This is a genomic window from Mucilaginibacter sp. UR6-1, assembly GCF_020880975.1.
GTDB lineage: Bacteria > Bacteroidota > Bacteroidia > Sphingobacteriales > Sphingobacteriaceae > Mucilaginibacter.
This window is the reverse complement of the sequence record NZ_JAJIWP010000001.1, coordinates 634,038-651,563: the sequence shown is the minus strand read 5'-3', so window position 1 is coordinate 651,563 and position 17,526 is coordinate 634,038. Positions and strand designations below refer to the sequence as shown.

15 protein-coding genes and 1 tRNA gene are annotated in these 17,526 nt (G+C 40.9%); 14 read left to right on the top strand and 2 right to left on the bottom strand.

Annotation, left to right across the window (positions count from 1 at the left end; genetic code table 11):
- The first annotated feature begins 3 nt into the window (after positions 1 to 3).
- From LJ707_RS02955 to LJ707_RS02900, 12 genes are all read left to right on the top strand, one after another.
- Positions 4 to 1,329 carry an inositol-3-phosphate synthase gene (locus tag LJ707_RS02955; RefSeq protein WP_228949240.1) on the top strand — a complete coding sequence of 442 codons (1,326 nt, stop codon included), beginning with the start codon at positions 4 to 6 and terminating at the stop codon, positions 1,327 to 1,329.
- A gap of 198 nt (positions 1,330 to 1,527) precedes the next feature.
- Entirely contained in the window at positions 1,528 to 1,899 is a 372-nt protein-coding gene (locus LJ707_RS02950) for a GtrA family protein (protein ID WP_228949239.1), read from the top strand.
- A gap of 17 nt (positions 1,900 to 1,916) precedes the next feature.
- Positions 1,917 to 4,475 (top strand): DUF5686 and carboxypeptidase-like regulatory domain-containing protein, encoded by a 2,559-nt coding sequence (locus tag LJ707_RS02945; protein WP_228949238.1) that lies wholly within the window; start codon positions 1,917 to 1,919, stop codon positions 4,473 to 4,475.
- 17 nt (positions 4,476 to 4,492) lie between these two features.
- Positions 4,493 to 5,227, top strand: a complete 735-nt coding sequence (locus LJ707_RS02940; protein WP_228949237.1) for a CDP-alcohol phosphatidyltransferase family protein — start codon at positions 4,493 to 4,495, stop codon at positions 5,225 to 5,227.
- A 3-nt stretch (positions 5,228 to 5,230) separates the two neighbouring features.
- Entirely contained in the window at positions 5,231 to 5,797 is a 567-nt protein-coding gene (locus LJ707_RS02935; RefSeq protein ID WP_228949236.1) for a DUF4833 domain-containing protein, read from the top strand.
- Positions 5,798 to 5,803: 6 nt separating this feature from the next.
- On the top strand, positions 5,804 to 6,424 hold the full coding sequence (locus tag LJ707_RS02930) for a sterol desaturase family protein (protein ID WP_228949235.1): 621 nt from the start codon (positions 5,804 to 5,806) through the stop codon (positions 6,422 to 6,424).
- A gap of 1 nt (position 6,425) precedes the next feature.
- On the top strand, positions 6,426 to 7,364 hold the full coding sequence (locus LJ707_RS02925; RefSeq protein WP_228949234.1) for a phosphatase PAP2 family protein: 939 nt from the start codon (positions 6,426 to 6,428) through the stop codon (positions 7,362 to 7,364).
- A 171-nt stretch (positions 7,365 to 7,535) separates the two neighbouring features.
- Positions 7,536 to 8,258 (top strand): hypothetical protein, encoded by a 723-nt coding sequence (locus LJ707_RS02920; RefSeq protein ID WP_228949233.1) that lies wholly within the window; start codon positions 7,536 to 7,538, stop codon positions 8,256 to 8,258.
- A gap of 43 nt (positions 8,259 to 8,301) precedes the next feature.
- Positions 8,302 to 8,859, top strand: coding sequence for a CAP domain-containing protein (locus tag LJ707_RS02915; RefSeq protein WP_228949232.1), 558 nt, complete (start codon positions 8,302 to 8,304; stop codon positions 8,857 to 8,859).
- Between the two features lie 10 nt (positions 8,860 to 8,869).
- Positions 8,870 to 9,394 (top strand): Fe-S protein assembly co-chaperone HscB, encoded by a 525-nt coding sequence (gene hscB, locus LJ707_RS02910; protein WP_228949231.1) that lies wholly within the window; start codon positions 8,870 to 8,872, stop codon positions 9,392 to 9,394.
- 13 nt (positions 9,395 to 9,407) lie between these two features.
- A tRNA-Leu gene (locus tag LJ707_RS02905) sits at positions 9,408 to 9,491 on the top strand.
- 276 nt (positions 9,492 to 9,767) lie between these two features.
- Complete coding sequence (locus tag LJ707_RS02900) at positions 9,768 to 10,586, top strand: alpha/beta fold hydrolase (RefSeq protein WP_228949230.1); 819 nt, start codon at positions 9,768 to 9,770, stop codon at positions 10,584 to 10,586.
- Positions 10,587 to 10,689: 103 nt separating this feature from the next.
- Here LJ707_RS02900 and LJ707_RS02895 read toward each other — a convergent pair whose 3' ends face one another.
- The gene (locus LJ707_RS02895; RefSeq protein WP_228949229.1) at positions 10,690 to 13,326 is read right to left on the bottom strand and encodes a sensor histidine kinase; all 2,637 of its coding nucleotides are present in this window, start codon (positions 13,324 to 13,326) and stop codon (positions 10,690 to 10,692) included.
- A gap of 383 nt (positions 13,327 to 13,709) precedes the next feature.
- On the opposite strand from LJ707_RS02895, the gene LJ707_RS02890 reads away from it, so the two are divergent.
- Complete coding sequence (locus LJ707_RS02890; RefSeq protein WP_228949228.1) at positions 13,710 to 13,868, top strand: DUF1622 domain-containing protein; 159 nt, start codon at positions 13,710 to 13,712, stop codon at positions 13,866 to 13,868.
- 48 nt (positions 13,869 to 13,916) lie between these two features.
- Positions 13,917 to 15,524 carry a Na+/H+ antiporter gene (locus tag LJ707_RS02885; RefSeq protein WP_228949227.1) on the top strand — a complete coding sequence of 536 codons (1,608 nt, stop codon included), beginning with the start codon at positions 13,917 to 13,919 and terminating at the stop codon, positions 15,522 to 15,524.
- 52 nt (positions 15,525 to 15,576) lie between these two features.
- On the opposite strand, the gene LJ707_RS02880 is transcribed toward LJ707_RS02885, so the two are convergent.
- Positions 15,577 to 17,517, bottom strand: a complete 1,941-nt coding sequence (locus tag LJ707_RS02880) for a sigma 54-interacting response regulator (protein ID WP_228949226.1) — start codon at positions 17,515 to 17,517, stop codon at positions 15,577 to 15,579.
- Between the last annotated feature and the right edge of the window lie 9 nt (positions 17,518 to 17,526).

Below are 17,526 nucleotides of genomic sequence, written 5' to 3'. Positions count from 1 at the left end.
TAAATGAAACACAACATTAAACCTGCCGAGGGTAAATTGGGCATCCTCCTGCCGGGCTTAGGCGCGGTAGCCACAACAATGATCGCGGGTGTTGAGTCCGTTAAAAAAGGATTGACACAACCCATTGGTTCACTAACACAAATGGGTACTATACGTTTAGGTAAAAGAACTGAGAACCGCAAGCCAAAGATCAAAGATTTTGTTCCGCTGGCTGACCTGAATGACATTGTATGGGGCGGTTGGGACGTATACTCAGATAACGTATACGAAGCTGCAAGCCACGCACAGGTACTTGAGCGCCATCACCTTGAAGCGGTAAAAGAAGAATTACAGGCAATTGTGCCTATGAAAGCCGCTTTTGACCGCGACTACGCCCGTAACCTTGATGGTACGCACGTAAAAACCGGTACCCGTTGGGAAATGGCTCAAGAGCTGATGGAAGACATCACCAACTTTAAAGAAGCTAACGGCCTTGACCGTATTGCTATTGTATGGTGCGCATCAACCGAAGTTTACTTTGAAGCAAGTGAGATCCACAGCACTTTAGAGAAATTTGAAGAAGCGCTTAAAGCTGATGATAAACGTATTGCTCCAAGTATGCTTTACGCTTATGCAGCGCTTAAATTAGGTGTGCCTTTCGCTAATGGTGCTCCTAACCTTACTGTTGACATTCCGGCAATGGTTGAACTGGCTAAATTAACCAATACACCAATTGCAGGTAAAGATTTTAAAACCGGGCAAACACTGGTTAAAACCATCCTTGCCCCGGGTTTAGCTATCCGCTCACTGGGTGTTAACGGTTGGTTTTCAACAAACATCCTGGGTAACCGCGATGGTTTGGTACTTGATGCTCCTGAAAACTTCAAAACTAAAGAAGTATCAAAAGGTGGTGTGTTAGAAGATATTTTGAACGCTGATGAGCAGCCTGACCTTTATGGCGATCTGTATCATAAGATCCGTATCAACTACTACCCTCCGCATGGTGATAACAAAGAAAGCTGGGATAACATTGACATCTTTGGCTGGATGGGTTACAAAATGCAGATCAAGATCAACTTCCTGTGCCGCGACTCTATCCTTGCAGCACCTATCGCGCTTGACCTTGCCCTGTTTGGCGATTTTGCTAAACGCGCAGGCATGAGCGGTATACAGGAGTGGTTATCATTCTACCTGAAAAGCCCGCAAACCGCACCAGGCTTACCTGCTGAGAATGATATCTTTAAACAATTGATCAAATTGGAAAACACCCTGCGTTACCTGATGGGTGAAGACCTTATCACCCACTTAGGGCTTGATTACTACGAAGAACTGGTAGAGGCTGAAGGCTAATACCGGAATCGATATTTAAAAAACCCGGTTTGCCTCATACGGCAACCGGGTTTTTTTTATCATTTTTGTCTCGAATTTATAGGGTTATTAATTGTAACAAAACGTTTATAACACCTGTCTTACTAAATAATAACTGGCACAATTATAGCGTAAGCAAAGTATATTATTGTTTTATAGCTATTTATAGTGTAAATTGGCATGGCAACATTTGTAAAGGCGCAAGCCTCGTCTTTTATTTCTACATTAATTGATTTTTCGACGACTTTTGTTTGCAACCACTTTTTAAACCTTTGGTATGTTTACTCAAATTTCACCGGCACAGTTGCAGGTGGCGTTACTAATTTTTTGTTAGGGCGTATATGGGTTTTTCATGCACGGGAAAAGAAAGCACCCGGCCAGGCTTTAAAGTATATTTTGGTTTGGATTGGCAACATACTGCTGAATAACGGTGGCGTATTTTTATTTGTGCATTATTTAAGTGTTGATAAATATATAGCAAAGGCAGTGGTATCATTAATAGTAGGCTTTAGTTACAATTATTTTATGCAAAAGAAGTTTGTATTTGCATAGAGTACCCAAATACATAAATGAATATAAACACACCGGTAAAAAAAATTCTTTTACTCACCCTACTCCTTTTCACTCCTGTTTTACTTTTTGCCCAGCTAACCGTTGTTAACGGCACGGTTGTAGATGCATCCAACAAAAAGCCCTTACCCTACGTATCAGTGACATTTGCCGGTACTACTATAGGCACAACTACCAATAGCGATGGCCGTTTTTTCCTTCAATCGGTAAATCCGCAAAGCAGCCTGCAGGTATCATTTGTAGGTTATAAAACTATAAATTATAAAATTAAACCAGGTGCCGAGCAAAACGTAACCATACGCTTAACAGAAGCAGCACAGGCACTGAACGAGGTAATTGTAAAAAGCCAGAAAAAGCAGAAATACAGTAATAAAAATAACCCTGCTGTTGAACTTATCCGTAAGGTTATTGAGAATAAGGAAAAGAACCAGCCCGAGAGTTACCAGTATGTTGAGTATCGCACTTATGATAAGATGCAGTTCTCATTCCTGAACGTATCGAGTAAACTGGCCGACAAAAAATTCTTTAAAAAATACAAGTTCCTGATAGATAACAGGGACAGCACTACCGTACCGGGAAAAAACCTGCTCCCCTTTTTTTTAAATGAGAAGGTATCGCACACCTTTTATCGAAAAGATCCGGAGAAAAAGCATACAGTAGTTATAGGCGAAAAAAGCGTCAACTTCGGTTCATTTGTTGATAGCGAAGGTATTGGCGCTTACTTTAAGCACATGTACTCGGAGATAAACATTTACGATAATAACGTGATGTTGCTCACGAACCAATGGCTTAGTCCGATAGCAGGCGTGGCGCCAAACTTTTATAAGTTTTTTATAACTGATACCATAACTACCGATAGTAATGAGAAGTTGGTTGAATTGAGTTTTACGCCCCGCAACACAGCCGACATGCTTTTTGAAGGCATGATATACGTTACGCTTGACGGTAATTACGCTGTACAAAAAGCAGTGTTAAAAGCCAACCGCAACATAAACCTTAACTTTGTAAAAAGCATGGAGGTTGACCTGGAGTTTGCCAAAAACACAGATGGTCGTTATCATTTAAGCAAGAGTACCACCCTTGCCGATTTTGGTTTGAATAAAGATAAAGCGGGCGGTTTATTCGGCATACGTACGCTTACCATGGATAAATTTTTTATCAACACCCCGCGGCCCGAAGCAGCTTATGCCGGCGAAGCGGTAGTATACATGGATGAGGCTAAGGAGCGTAATGAACAGTTTTGGCGTGAAAACCGTTTAGACACGCTAAGCACAGCCGAATCAAAAGTTTATACTAATATTGACAGCCTTACACGTATGCCATCGTATCGCCGTACGGCTGATCTGCTATCGTTGCTGGTATTCGGATATAAAGGTTTTGGTAAATTTGAGGTTGGTCCGGCTAACTCATTTTACAGCTTTAACCCCGTTGAAGGTTTCAGGCTAAGGTTTGGCGGGCGTACCACTTATGATTTTAGCAAGCGTATATTTTTTGAAACTTATGGCGCTTACGGTTTTAAGGACGAACGCTGGAAGTATTTTTTAAGTACCACATACTCGCTCAATGCAAAATCTATTTACAAATTTCCGCAGCACTATGTGAGGGCCAGCTTTCAGCGCGATACCAAGATACCGGGGTTAAACCTTGATTTTGTACGCGAGGATAACTTTTTACTATCCTTTAAACGAGGCAATAATGACAAGTACCTTTATAACGACTTTTACAGGTTTGATTATGTTAGGGAATTTGAAAACCACTTTTCGTATAAGTTCAACTTTACCAAATGGACGCAGGAGCCTGCCGGATCGCTATATTTTAACAGACTTGTTAACGGTTCTCTTATCAGCGACCGCTATTTAACTACAAGTGAACTGAACCTAAACCTGCGTTACGCTCCTTACGAACAGTTTTACCAGGGTAAAATGTTCCGTACACCCATCATCAGCAAATACCCCATCTTTAATTTATATTACACCAAGGGCATTAAGGATTTGTTTGGCGGGCAGTACAGTTATGATAAACTTATTGGCCGTATTGATAAGCATTTTTACCTTTCAGTATTCGGTTATGCTGACGTATCGGTTGAAGCGGGGCATATTTTTGGCAAGGTGCCTTATCCGCTGCTAAACATACACCGGGCAAATCAAACCTACGCTTATGATGTAGACTCGTATAACCTGATGAACTTTTTGGAATTTGTGAGCGATGATTACCAGGCCATCAGCATCGATCAGCATTTTTATGGCTTCTTTTTTAACAAGATCCCCCTGTTTAAAAAGCTGAAATGGCGTGAGGTAGTATCATTCAAGGCATTATATGGCGGCTTGAGAAACGAAAACAACCCATCATTACACCCGGATCTGTACCAATTTCCGGTTGATGAAGGTGGAAAACCCATCACTTATTCATTAGGAAGTAAACCTTACATTGAGGGGAGCGTTGGTATTGAAAATATTTTTAAATTTATCCGCTTGGATTTAGTAAGGAGATTTAACTATCTCGACAATCCAAATGTATCCGAATGGGGCCTTAGAACAAGGATCACATTCGATTTTTAATGACCGTATAATAAGTAATGGCACAGCAAACCACCACAACTACAGCGCCTAACCTGCGCACCAGTTTGCAACTGGGTATCTATAAAGTGATTGACCCTTTTGTAAAGGTGCTCATAAAACTCGGGCTTACTCCAAACGCGGTAACCTCAATAGGCTTTATGCTTAACATAGGCGTAGCCGTAATATTTATTGCCGGTGCCGAAACCGGTGCACGTATCAATTTAAGTTATGTAGGCTGGGCGGGTGGCTTAATATTATTTGCCGGCCTTTTTGATATGTTGGACGGGCAGGTTGCACGCCTGGGTAACATGAAATCAACCTTTGGCGCCCTGTACGATTCGGTACTTGACCGTTACAGCGAACTTATCATGTTTTTAGGCATATGTTATTACCTGGTAGCGCACCACTATTTTTTCAGTTCGATATTCGCGTTTATAGCGCTTATTGGCTCTATGATGGTAAGCTACGTTCGTGCCCGTGCCGAAGGTTTGGGTGTTGAATGCAAGGGCGGTTTAATGCAGCGCCCCGAGCGTGTGGTAACCATAGGCCTTTGCGCTATTTTATGCGGTGTAATGTCAAACTATATTGGCGGCGATTATAAGTTGTATGTACCTGGAATCAAGTATCATGTGTTTGAAACCATGTCGTTTTTTACATTACCAATCACTATATTAGCTGTATTAACCAACATCACGGCTTTTAACCGGCTTCGCGAAGCCAAAAAGGCCCTTGAGGAAAAAGAACAGCAATAATATATGCGCATACTGTTGACCTTGTTGTTTTTGGGAACATATTTAATGCTTGCCGGAAACAGCAAGGTCAGCTATTTTTACACCTCCCCTGCCGATACGCTTAAAATTGCCGAACTGCCTACCCCAACAGGCATCGAAATGCTGTTTTACCTGCAACGCGACCCTAATACCAATACCATAATTTACGAGCTTAACTGGCAGAAGGACGGTACGCTTGATGTTGAAGACCCAATACACCCATATTGGAAGCTTTATGCCAAACAGCAGCAATGTGTTGAGCTAAGCATGATACAACGTAAATTTGCCTTTGGTATTGATGCCACACCACTTGGTAAAGAGAAATATGATATCAGAATATTGTCATACAAAAAAATTCCGCTCACGCTGATGAAGGGAACTGACGGAAAATATCATATCTTCGTAACCATTTTAAACAGGCAAGCAATACTTAACCGGATTTTTGTACGTATTGATGGAGGGGCCGTTTGGTCGCCAAATGTTAAATACATGGAACTAAAAGGTACAGATATAGCAACCGGCAAGGAAGTAGCAGAACGTTTAAAACCCTGAAAGGCCATGAAGAGGAACTTTATATCAAATTCACCGGAGTCGGTGAGAATGTTTAAGAACGATATTTTAGAGAGTTTATCAAAGGTAAGTTTTTATGTACCCATAATTATCTTCTTACCTGTTATTGCTGTTTGCACGTATTACTCGTTGTTTGTTGACGAGCAACCGTTTATCAACTTTTTTGGTTTATTTATAGGCGGTTTATTTGTGTGGACGTTTATTGAATACATTATGCACCGTTTTGTATTCCACTTTGTACCAAAATCAGGCTGGGCGCTACGTTTGCACTTTATATTTCACGGTGTACATCATGATTACCCGAGTGATGCCAAACGCCTGGTGATGCCGCCATCAGCAAGTATTCCGCTTGCAACCGGTTTTTACTTTTTGTTTAAACTGATATTCCCTGCCCTGTATGTAAACGGATTGTTTTCCGGCTTTATATTAGGTTACCTGGTGTATGATATTTCGCACTACGCTATTCATCACTTTAACTTTAAAGGCAGTTTCTGGAAAAAAATAAAACAACACCACATGCTTCACCATTATCAGGATCCTTCAAGAGGTTACGGTGTAAGTTCTCCATTGTGGGATAAGATATTCCGTTCAGATTTTTTAAAGAAGTAACATGACCAAAGCTGCCGGCGCAGTTTTTCCGATCACCCCAAAATCGGTCATTACTGTTTCGCTGTTATCTATCGCGTATTTAATTGTTTCGTGGTTATTACTGGGTTTCAAAACAGATCAACTTGTGCTGATCTTCCTGTACAACCTGTTTTTTTATGCCACACCTCTTAGCCGCAAGTTCATTGTCGGGTTTTCGATATTCATCGTATACTGGATAATTTACGATTACATGAAGGCTTTTCCTAACTATGAGTACAACACTGTGCACATACAAGGGCTGTATAATTTTGAGAAAAGTTTGTTTGGTATAAATTCAGGAGGTAAAATACTCACGCCTAATGAATACCTGTGGATACATAACGTAACCTTTTTAAACATTATATCAGGTATATTTTACCTGTGCTGGATACCGGTGCCAATGGCATTTGCTGTATACCTGTTTTTTATTAACCGCAGGCAGTTTATAAGCTTTTTGCTTACCTTTTTTTTAGTAAACTTTTTAGGCTTTATTGTTTACTATACCTACCCTGCCGCACCGCCATGGTACGTACACTTTTACGGTTTTAACTTTGTACAAACCACACCGGGCAATACCGCCGGCCTTGCCCGTTTTGATCAGTATTTTGATGTAACCGTATTTAAAACAATTTATGCCAAAGGATCAAACGTGTTTGCTGCCATGCCATCCCTGCACTCAGCTTATCCGCTTATAGTGCTTTATTTTGGCCTTAAAAATAAGCTTGGGTTAATTAACATATTCTTCGCTACCGTTATGGTAGGTATATGGTTCGCTGCCGTTTACACCAGTCACCATTACGTGCTCGACGTAACCTTTGGTATTGCTACCGCTGCATTAGGCATTGGCTTGTTTGAATGGGGTTTTTCACGCATTGGGCCGCTTCGCCGTTTTTTAGAAAGGTACGAACAAACCATTAAGTAATTTAGCTACAAACTGTACCAAAAAAGCTACTACGCAGGCAAACAAGGTTAGCCTTATTTTGTATGGTTTATAAAATAAATACGTTTATCCCTGTATTTTTCGGCCTCATTATTATCATTTGATAAACAAAGGCACACTGTTTGAATAGTTTTTAGCATACCGTATTAGCTGATGAAAAAACTATTCACAATTATTACCCTTGCTATTGTTTTTGCCTCGCAATTTGTACACGCTGATGAATTGGACAGCCTGAGAAAACAACTAAAAAAAACCACAGTTGACTCGTTGCGCGCGCCTATACATATAAAACTGGTTACGTTTTATATGCGTTATGATACGGTTAGCAATCCGCTTAAAAAGTCAATGTATCAAAACGAGGCTCAAATTAATTGTTTTCAGGCATTACACCTCTATTCGGGCATTAACGATACTACCGGTATGCGCATCAGCTTTGATAAGCTTACACAGTTATTTTACAAACAAAAAAAATATAGCCAAGCTAAATGGTATGCTTTGCAATCAAATAATTTATCGCGCATTAAAAACGATGTGCCGAACATCATAGCATCTTTACAACAACTTGCGGCCATTAAAACAGATATAAAAGAATATAAATTGGCAGAAAGAGACTTAAAGGAAGCCCTGTATTGGTCTGAACAGCAAAAATCGGCCTCAGCAAAATCATCTGTAAAAAAGGATTATGCCAGGCTTAATAAAAAGCTGGGTAAAAAGGGTAATCCCGTTATTGCTTCACAAAAAAGCAAAAAAAGCAAGCAGCGCGTTAAGCCGGTTTCTGCACCGCTAATCGCGTCGTCAGATAGTACTACAACTCCCGCATCGGCCGAAAAGAAGCCTGTTAAAGCTATATCTGCTAAAAAATTAGCGGTGCTATAACACGCTTAAACCACTTCTGGCGTTTACAGTCATACTTAACGGTATGAAGAGAATGATTTTGAAAGGAGCCGCTTTTGTGGCACTTGCCCTTGTATTAACAAGCATGACAGGCACAACTGCCGACGATGATTTTAAAGATGAGTTTTTAGATCGTATAAACGCTATACGGCGTAAAGGCTGCAATTGCGGCACACAACGCATGGCTCCGGCCCCACCACTGGTTTGGAACTATCAGTTAGAAGATGCTGCCGAAGACCATGCGAAGGATATGGCCAGGAGAAAATACTTTAGTCATGAAAGTCGTGACGGGCGCCACATACAGGATCGCATTATGAATGCAGGCTACACTTACAAAGGCTTCAGAAGCTTTGCCATTGCCGAGAACATTGCTTACGGCCAGCGCAGTATTGAGGAAGTGCAAAACGGTTGGTTTAAAAGCCCCGGCCATTGTAAAAACCTAATGAACCCCGACCTCAAAGAAGTTGGCGTTGCCGAGAAAGACAATTATTGGGTACAGGATTTTGGTGGCCGCGAAAGTTTTACACCGCAACAACAGCAAATGATAAAGAAGGGTGCACGCATTATACAGAAAAGAGGGTAATTTTGCGCAGATGAACTACTTTGAATTTTATAACATACCCGAATCATTTCACCTTGACGAGGTCGCGCTCAAAAAACAGTTTTACCAGTTAAGTAAGCAGTATCACCCCGATTTTTACGCTACCGAGGGTGATGAAAAACAACAGGAAATACTGGAACTATCAACACTTAATAATAAGGCTTATCAAACACTTGCCGACCCTGCAAAGCGCCTGGAATACGTTTTACGCAGCCACGACCTGCTACAGGAGGGTGCAAAACCACAACTCCCCGGAGATTTTTTAATGGAAATGATGGACATTAACGAACGTCTTATGGAAGTTGATGATGCAGCCCAACTGCGTGATATTACAGCGGAAGTACTTGCCTTTGAGGGGGATATAAATGAACAATTAAGCAAACTCACTACCGACTACCCTACCCTTGACGATACCGCGAAAGAAAGCCGCCTGAATGAAATTCTAAATATTTACTATAAACAAAAATACCTGTTGCGAATTAAAGAGAGTTTAGATACATTTGCAGCCCGGTTCTGAAAGAACAATAGTTGCCCAGATGGCGGAATCGGTAGACGCGTTGGTCTCAAACACCAATGGCTGCAAGGCCGTGCCGGTTCGACCCCGGCTCTGGGTACACAAACAGCTTTTTAAAGGCATTAACCGGATCTTGGAATTCAAGATCCGGTTTTTTATTTCCGCTCTATTACTTAACTAACAAATTGATAACTATAAATAACATATTGTGTGTTATTTATAGTTACTGTTCGCATCATAACGTAAAATAACGAAATAGCGTAATGTAAAGCACCTTCAATAAATGATAAATCATTGAATTTTAATAATTTGCGTTGTGGTTCAGTTTTAGCAAAACAGCTTACAAATAACTATTCACATCAAATATTTAATCATCATGAAAATCACAGTAAAAGACGGAACTGAAATTTATTACAAAGATTGGGGTACTGGGCAACCAATTGTATTTCATCATGGCTGGCCACTATCAAGCGACGATTGGGACGCGCAAATGATGTTCTTTTTACAAAAAGGATACCGGGTAATTGCGCATGACCGCCGTGGCCATGGCAGGTCAACCCAAACATCATCAGGCCATGATATGGCAACTTATATTGCCGATGCTGCCGAACTATATGATTTTTTGGATCTTAAAGATGCCATTCACGTTGGCCACTCAACCGGCGGTGGTGAAGTGATAAGCTATGTTGCTAAGTATGGTAAAGGTAAAGTTGCCAAAGCCGTATTAATAAGCGCGGTAACTCCTATCATGATACAAAGCGAAAACAACCCGGAAGGTGTACCATTAGCGGTTTTTGACGAGATACGTCAGGGCACAGCGTTTAACAGGCCGCAATATTTTCAGGATTTTACCATACCTTTTTATGGCTACAATCGCGAGGGTGCAAAAATATCACAAGGCGTTAGGGATAACTGGTGGCGCCAGGGCATGATGGGCGGCATTAAGGCTCATCATGACGGTATCAAAGCCTTTTCGGAAACTAACTTTACTGAAGACTTGCAAAGCGTTGATATACCGGTATTGGTACTACACGGTGAGGATGACCAGATAGTACCTTACGCTATATCGGCCCCAAAAGCTGCTAAGTTATTAAAAAATGGTAAGCTGATATCTTATCCCGGTTTTCCACACGGTATGCCAACTACCGAAGCTGCTACTATAAATGCTGATATTTTAGCCTTTATACAATCCTAAGAAACATATCTTTAATACAAAAGGCATTCTGCGAAGGATGCCTTTTTTGCTATAATTACTTTTATTGATCCGCCTTAACGAGAATCAAAAATCATCAGCGGTTCTAAATTGTTTCTATCGGGAATATAACAGTGATTGTGGTTCCGCCGTTGGATTGAATATCAAATTGGCCACCCAACTGCTCAGCAAGGCCGGATATAAGGTTTAAACCAAGTGAAGTGCAATGGTGTATATCAAAATCTTCGGGTAAACCCTTTCCGTTATCCTTTATAATCAACTTGTAATTGTTACCCTCAATTACTGATGAATAAAGCGAGATAAGCCCTTTGCGTGTTTCGGTAAAAGCATACTTAACACTATTGGTTATGGCCTCGTTTAAAATCAGTCCCAAAGGCACCGTTTGCGCGGTGGATAACCTTGCATTGGCAATATTAATATTAAAGTTTATGTTTTGCTTATTTTGAAATGAATTTTGGATGCTTTGTGCCAGTTCTTCAATATATACCTGTAAATTAATGGTTGACAGATCATCAGACTGATATAGCTTTTGATGCACAATTGATATAGCCTGCATCCGGTTTTGGCTATCCCTTATGGCCATTAGCGCTTCTTCATTATCCAGGTAGGATGATTGTGTATTTAACAGGCTCGAAATAATCTGCAAGTTATTTTTTACACGATGATGGATCTCCTTCATTAGCCACTCCTTTTCGTGCAGTAACTGGTTAAGCTGTATATTTTGTTTATTGATCTCATTTTGGCGCAACTGCAACTGCTTGTTCTGCTTATTAATTTCATCCTGCTGAAGCTTTAAACCGGTATTACTTTTTTGCTTGGCCCGGTACAGGTACCACATAAGGCCGGTAATAAGGATTGAGCCTAACAGGGCTGTAGTAACCAGCTTTCTGTTAAGTGCTTCCTTTTCAAGTTCACTGTGCTGAAGGTTGTTCTTGCTGCGGAGTACCAGGTTTTCATGATCACGTTCGGCTGTGGCATACTGTAACTGTAGTTGTTCGGTTTGTTTTATTTTAACCTGGTTATAAATGGAATCGCTTATAGCTTTTGATGCCTTAAAATAATTAATAGCCGATAGATAATTGCCCTGTGCTGAGTCAACCTTAAACTTATACATCAACAAGGCAGCCATATCTGCAGCTTTAACATAGCCTTTATCCGCGGCAAGCACCTTGTCAACAAATGGCGATGCTTTTATAAAGTTTCTTTGTTTTATGTAAAAAGCCGCCTGATTTTGATAAGCCTGGTAATACAAATAATCCTTTATGCCGCGGGTTTCCAGGTTTTTAACAATTTTAAAACTGTAAAATTCAGCACTATCCATTTTACCCAATGCGGCATAGCAGTTGGCCCTAAGCTGCGGTATTAAAAACATACCATCCGGATCAAACTTAAAGGCCTTGTCGGCACTGTCAAGCGTTTTTAGTACCTGTTTAGCTTTCCCTTGCAATATCAATTCGGCAGCAAGAGCGCTATAAGCCGCATACGGAAAACTTGTTTCTGAACGCATAGCGGCTTCCTGCCATTTACGGTACCACATCAGGCTTTGTCGTTTCATACCCAAATCACGGCACAGACCGGCAAGCCTGTTGTAAAATGAATTTATGCCATAATCTGTCCCGGTTTGTTCTGCTGTTTTTACAGCAGCAATGCTGTATTTCATACCGCTTTCCATATTGCCTTTAACTAAAGCGGTAGCAGCTAAAAGATCATAAGTAAACTGCAAATTTTTAAACCCCAAATCAGTATACATTTTTAATACCGTGTTAAGCTGCTGCTCTGCCGAGTCTATCTTGCCCTGGCGCAGGTTATAATCAGCTATTTCTTTGAGGCAAAAAATCTCAATACCTTTGTTACCAATAGCTTTTGCCAAAGTGGCTGTTTTGTACATATAACCTGTTAAATTATAGTGGTTCAAATCATTAACCGCTTTGGTTTGCATTAACTTTAACTCAATTTGTTTGCTTTTAGTTACCCGGCATTTTTTTAGTACCTGGTTTAAATATTGATTGCATATGTTTTCGTCAACACCCCGCTCAACCATTAGGTTGTATTGATATACCTGGCTAATTAGCGCTATGTTAGGCATTCCCTTTTTAACGGCATATTGCTGTGAAGCTAAAAAGTACTTCTCAGCAAGTTCCATATCCTCCTTTTCTGAGCCGGGTTTTTCTAACCTGAAACGACCTAACAAAAAATTCAGATGACAATACAGCGGCCCCGTACTTTGGGCTATCATTCTGTCAGCCTCGCTAAACCTATTATCGCGCAAAAGAATTTTAAATTGCAGCATCCTGATTGCGTCGCGGGCATCTTTAAAATTAACTGTATTATTTAAAGCCTGAGCCAAGGCAATATACTTGCGGGATGAGTCGGCCATGGCTTTGGTACGTACCTTATTGGTAAGATAAAAACTGCTGATAGATAGGGCCAGCCTCACTTTTTGGGTGTCGGTATTTGCGCGGATAAATTCGCTTTTCAGATCATACAGGGAGTTTTTGAGGTCGATCTGGCAAATAGCCTGCTGGCTTGTCAGCATAATGGCAACGGATAATACCAGTAATATTTTATAACGGCTAACTAAGCGATAAGAAAAACAGTTTTTTAAACTAATGGCCATCCAGAATCTTTTAAAAAGCATGGTCGAGATATACTTGCCATGACGCGTGTATTTACAAAATACGTCAAACTTTGATCCATTGAACAGATCTTTGAAAATCAGCATTTTAACACACAATCTAATCATTTAAAGTTACGACATATCATAATTTTGCGAAGTTGAAAACAATATATGCCCCATCATCATTTCACGAAATATCGTTAATACGACATTCGCTATTATGTCCTAACAAACTACTGATCAGGCAAATAAAACATGGTTTCAGATTTGATGAATTGCTTTAGTAATTACACATCTGAAATGACATACGACATTGAAAAATTTATTACGAATTTAGTACATTGGTTACGTTTTTCAGTAGAAATTTTGGGAGCATTAATAATTGCTGCCGGTTCTGCGCTGGCTACGTTCAGGTTTTTAAAAGCTCTGATAAAAAATAAACATGCCGATTTTAACATCATCAGGCTTACACTTGCACGTACCTTACATTGGCGCTTGAATTTCAACTCGGTGCCGACATACTTTCAACCGCGGTAGCGCCCGGATGGGAAGAAATAGGTAAACTGGGCGCAATAGCCGTGATCAGGACCGGGTTGAACTTCTTCCTTTCAAGAGAGCTGGCTGAAGAAAGGTCAAGTGTCGTTTAACTGCTTAACGGAGCTATTTATCTAATTTTGATTATTGATTTTCACAACATGCACTATACCTTACTTCAATTCCTGCTATTACTATCAGCCGCATTTTTGTTAATATTACTGGCCCGGCGGTTAAAGATAGCCTACCCTATTTTTTTAGTACTTGCCGGGCTTGTCATCAGCAATATTCCGGGTATGCCGGTTATTAATATTGAACCCGACCTGATATTCCTGATATTTTTACCGCCCTTGTTATATGAGGCTGCCTGGTGGACATCGTGGAACGAATTTTGGAAATGGAAACGCCCTATCTCCTTACTGGCTTTCGGTTTGGTATTTTTTACATCAACGGTTGTTGCCTACTTTGTAACCGGCTTTATACCCGGCTTTACATTGGCTACGGGCTTTTTGTTAGGCGGTATCATATCGCCCCCTGATGCTATCGCGGCTGCATCGGTTTTAAAAACCATACGTGTACCTAAACGTATACTAACCATTTTAGAGGGCGAAAGCCTTGTGAACGATGCCTCCAGCCTTATAGTGTTCCGTTTTGCACTGGCTGCCGCTATTGCCGGCCAGTTCTCTTTTCAGCAAGCCTCCATTAGCTTTGTTACGGTAACCCTGATGGGTATTGGCATCGGGCTTGTTATTGCTTACGCCGTTTATCTTATTCATCGTTTTTTGCCTACTACGGCCAGTATCGATTCGGCCTTTACCATAATTTCGCCATACCTGATGTATCTTGCCGCCGAAGAGTTCCATTTTTCGGGCGTAATGGCGGTGGTAAGCGGCGGCCTATTTTTGTCGTACCGATCGCATGAGGTTTTTGCCGACGGGCAAAGCAGGCTGCAAACCATCAATGTTTGGTCAACACTTTCAATAATCCTTAACGGACTGGTTTTTATACTTATCGGGCTTGAACTGCCTGCCATTGTTGCCGGGCTTGAGGGTTACTCACTTATAGAAGCGTGCAAATACGGCTTAATGGTGAGTTTGGTGGTTATTATAATCAGGATGGTATGGATATACCCTGGTACATTTATACCACGCTGGCTTTTTAAAAATATCCGCAAAAAAGAGCCTAACCCCGGTTGGAAGGGGTCATTTATAATTGGCTGGGCGGGTATGCGTGGCGTAGTTTCGTTAGCGGCAGCGTTATCATTGCCTATGGTTTTAAGTGATGGTAAACCCTTCCCTGAGCGTAACCTAATCATATTTATAACTTTTGTGGTAATACTGAGCACATTGGTTGTACAGGGTTTAACTCTTCCGTTCATAATAAAAGCACTCAAAATAGAGGAGATAGATCCCGTGATACCGGAGGAACAACAAGAAGCCCAAATACGCATACGTATTTTAAACGCGGCGCTTAACCGTTTAGACAGTAAGTACAAGGCGGAACTGCAAAGCAATGACCTGCTTGCTACTTTAAAACTCGAGTTTGAAAATCATCTTAAACACAATGCCCGCAGAATTGAATGCCTTGAATGTGTGGATAAAGACCAAAAGGAGTTAGCTGTATACAGGCACGTGCTTAAAGATATTTATCATACACAGCGAAAAGAACTCTACCATATCCGTAAAGAAAAAATATTTTCTGACGAGGCCATACGGAAGGAAGAAATGCAGGTGGATATTGCCGAAATACGCATCACACCCAAACATTAACTGTTTTTGTAATCAAAGACCTTAAGAGTACCGTTAGAATTGTTTTAAACATCTACTTTACAAACTCGTACTTAATACCGAGTTTCTTAATTTTTGAGTTGAGTGTTGTTGATGGAATGTTAAGCATTTCGGCCGCGCCGCCCGGGCCAAACACTTTGCCTTTGCAAACTTTTAATATGTTGAGTATGTGCTCGCGTTCCATCTCTTCCATTGTGAGTATGCGTATACCTGCTTCGCCATTAACCACACCGGCAGATGGTGTTTGGGGTATATCAATATTAGTGATCACATCATCCGTAGCCATAAGTAGGCTGCGCTCTATTAAATGTTCCAGCTCACGTATGTTGCCCGGCCAATCATAATCCATCAGGGTTTTCATAGCCTCGTCAGTTATACCGGTCACATTTTTATTTGATCGTTTGATAAAACGACTTAAAAAGTAGTTGACCAGCAAAGGTATATCCTCTTTACGCTGCCTTAAAGCGGGCAAATCTATCGGAAAAACATTAAGCCTGTAGTAAAGATCGAGCCTGAAACGACCCTCGGCAACCTCTTTTTCAAGGTTACGGTTGGTTGCGGCTATAATGCGCACATTTATTTTTTTGATGTAATTGCCTCCAAGACGTTCTATCTCCCGCTCCTGCAACACCCGCAGCAGTTTTACCTGGGCTTCAAGCGGCAACTCTCCTATTTCATCTAAAAATATGGTACTGCCGTCTGCCTGTTCAAACTTACCCGTGCGTTTTTCTGTAGCACCGGTAAAAGCCCCCCTTTCGTGCCCAAACAGTTCAGATTCGATCAGGTTAATGGGCAACGCGGCGCAGTTAACGGTAACCATGGCTTTGTTTTTTCGGAGCGATAACTGGTGGAGGGTTTGCGCTATCCTCTCCTTACCCGTTCCGCTTTCGCCGGTTATTAGTACTGATGAATCATCTGGAGCTACAATGGTTATTTTATCAAAAACTGCTTTTAATAAGCGGCTTTGACCAACAATACCATTAAAAGTTTGTGCGCTGCTGTTTTCATCAACCGGTATTGTTGAAACTCTTGCAGTACGTGGCTGCCTTATTTCAACATCCTTTTTTAATAATATACCATTGATCAGGTTTTTAAGCGCGTCCTCATTTTTTTGCAGCAGATCAAGCTGTAACTTATTGTAACTCTCTAACTCCGTACTAAAAAAACTCAATTTGCAGGAGTATCCATCATCCAGTTTAACATCAAAATTTAAGGTAGACTGATACTTGAAATGATCGCTTAACGCCTTTAGCCACAAGCTATCCATTTTTAAGCGTCTGAATTCAAAATTGTTGTAAAAATGATTCTTGTTCTCTGCCGGAGATGTTTTCCAGGAGCGGTAATCCCTTTGCGAAACACCAGCCTGTTCAATTATCTCGTTAAGCGACATTACCTGAAAAAGGTTTAAGGTATTTTTGATCAGGTAAACCTGCTGATCGTCTGTTACCTGCTCATTTTTTACTATTCTTAAACAGTTAAACGGAATAATGCTTTGTAAGACTGTGGCTACCTGTTTGAGTTTTTCGTCGCGGCTATCGGTTTTGGCAATTATCTGGTCAATCTGCTCAAATAGTGCTGGCACCTTTGGCTTGCTGAACTTTAAGCTTTGCTCATGCCTGTATAAAGCAATATCAAGCATTACCAACAAATCTTTTTCGCGAAATGGCTTAACTAAAAAGCCATACGGCTCAGTGGCTTTTGCAGCCTCCAATATTGCCTGGTTGGTATTAGCCGATATATATATGAAGGGCATACCAATTTCACTTAACTGCCCGGCCAGATCAATACCCGTTTTTGTGCCCTGTAAAAATATATCAAGCAGTATCCAATCGGGGCTTTTGGCTTTTATCAGATCTAAAGCCTTAGCCACTGAAGGGGCAATACCACAAACCTGGTATCCTGCCTTTTGAAGCATGATACGCAGATCATTAGCTACAATAAATTCATCCTCAACTATTAAAATATTCTCTTTCATTTCTTTCCA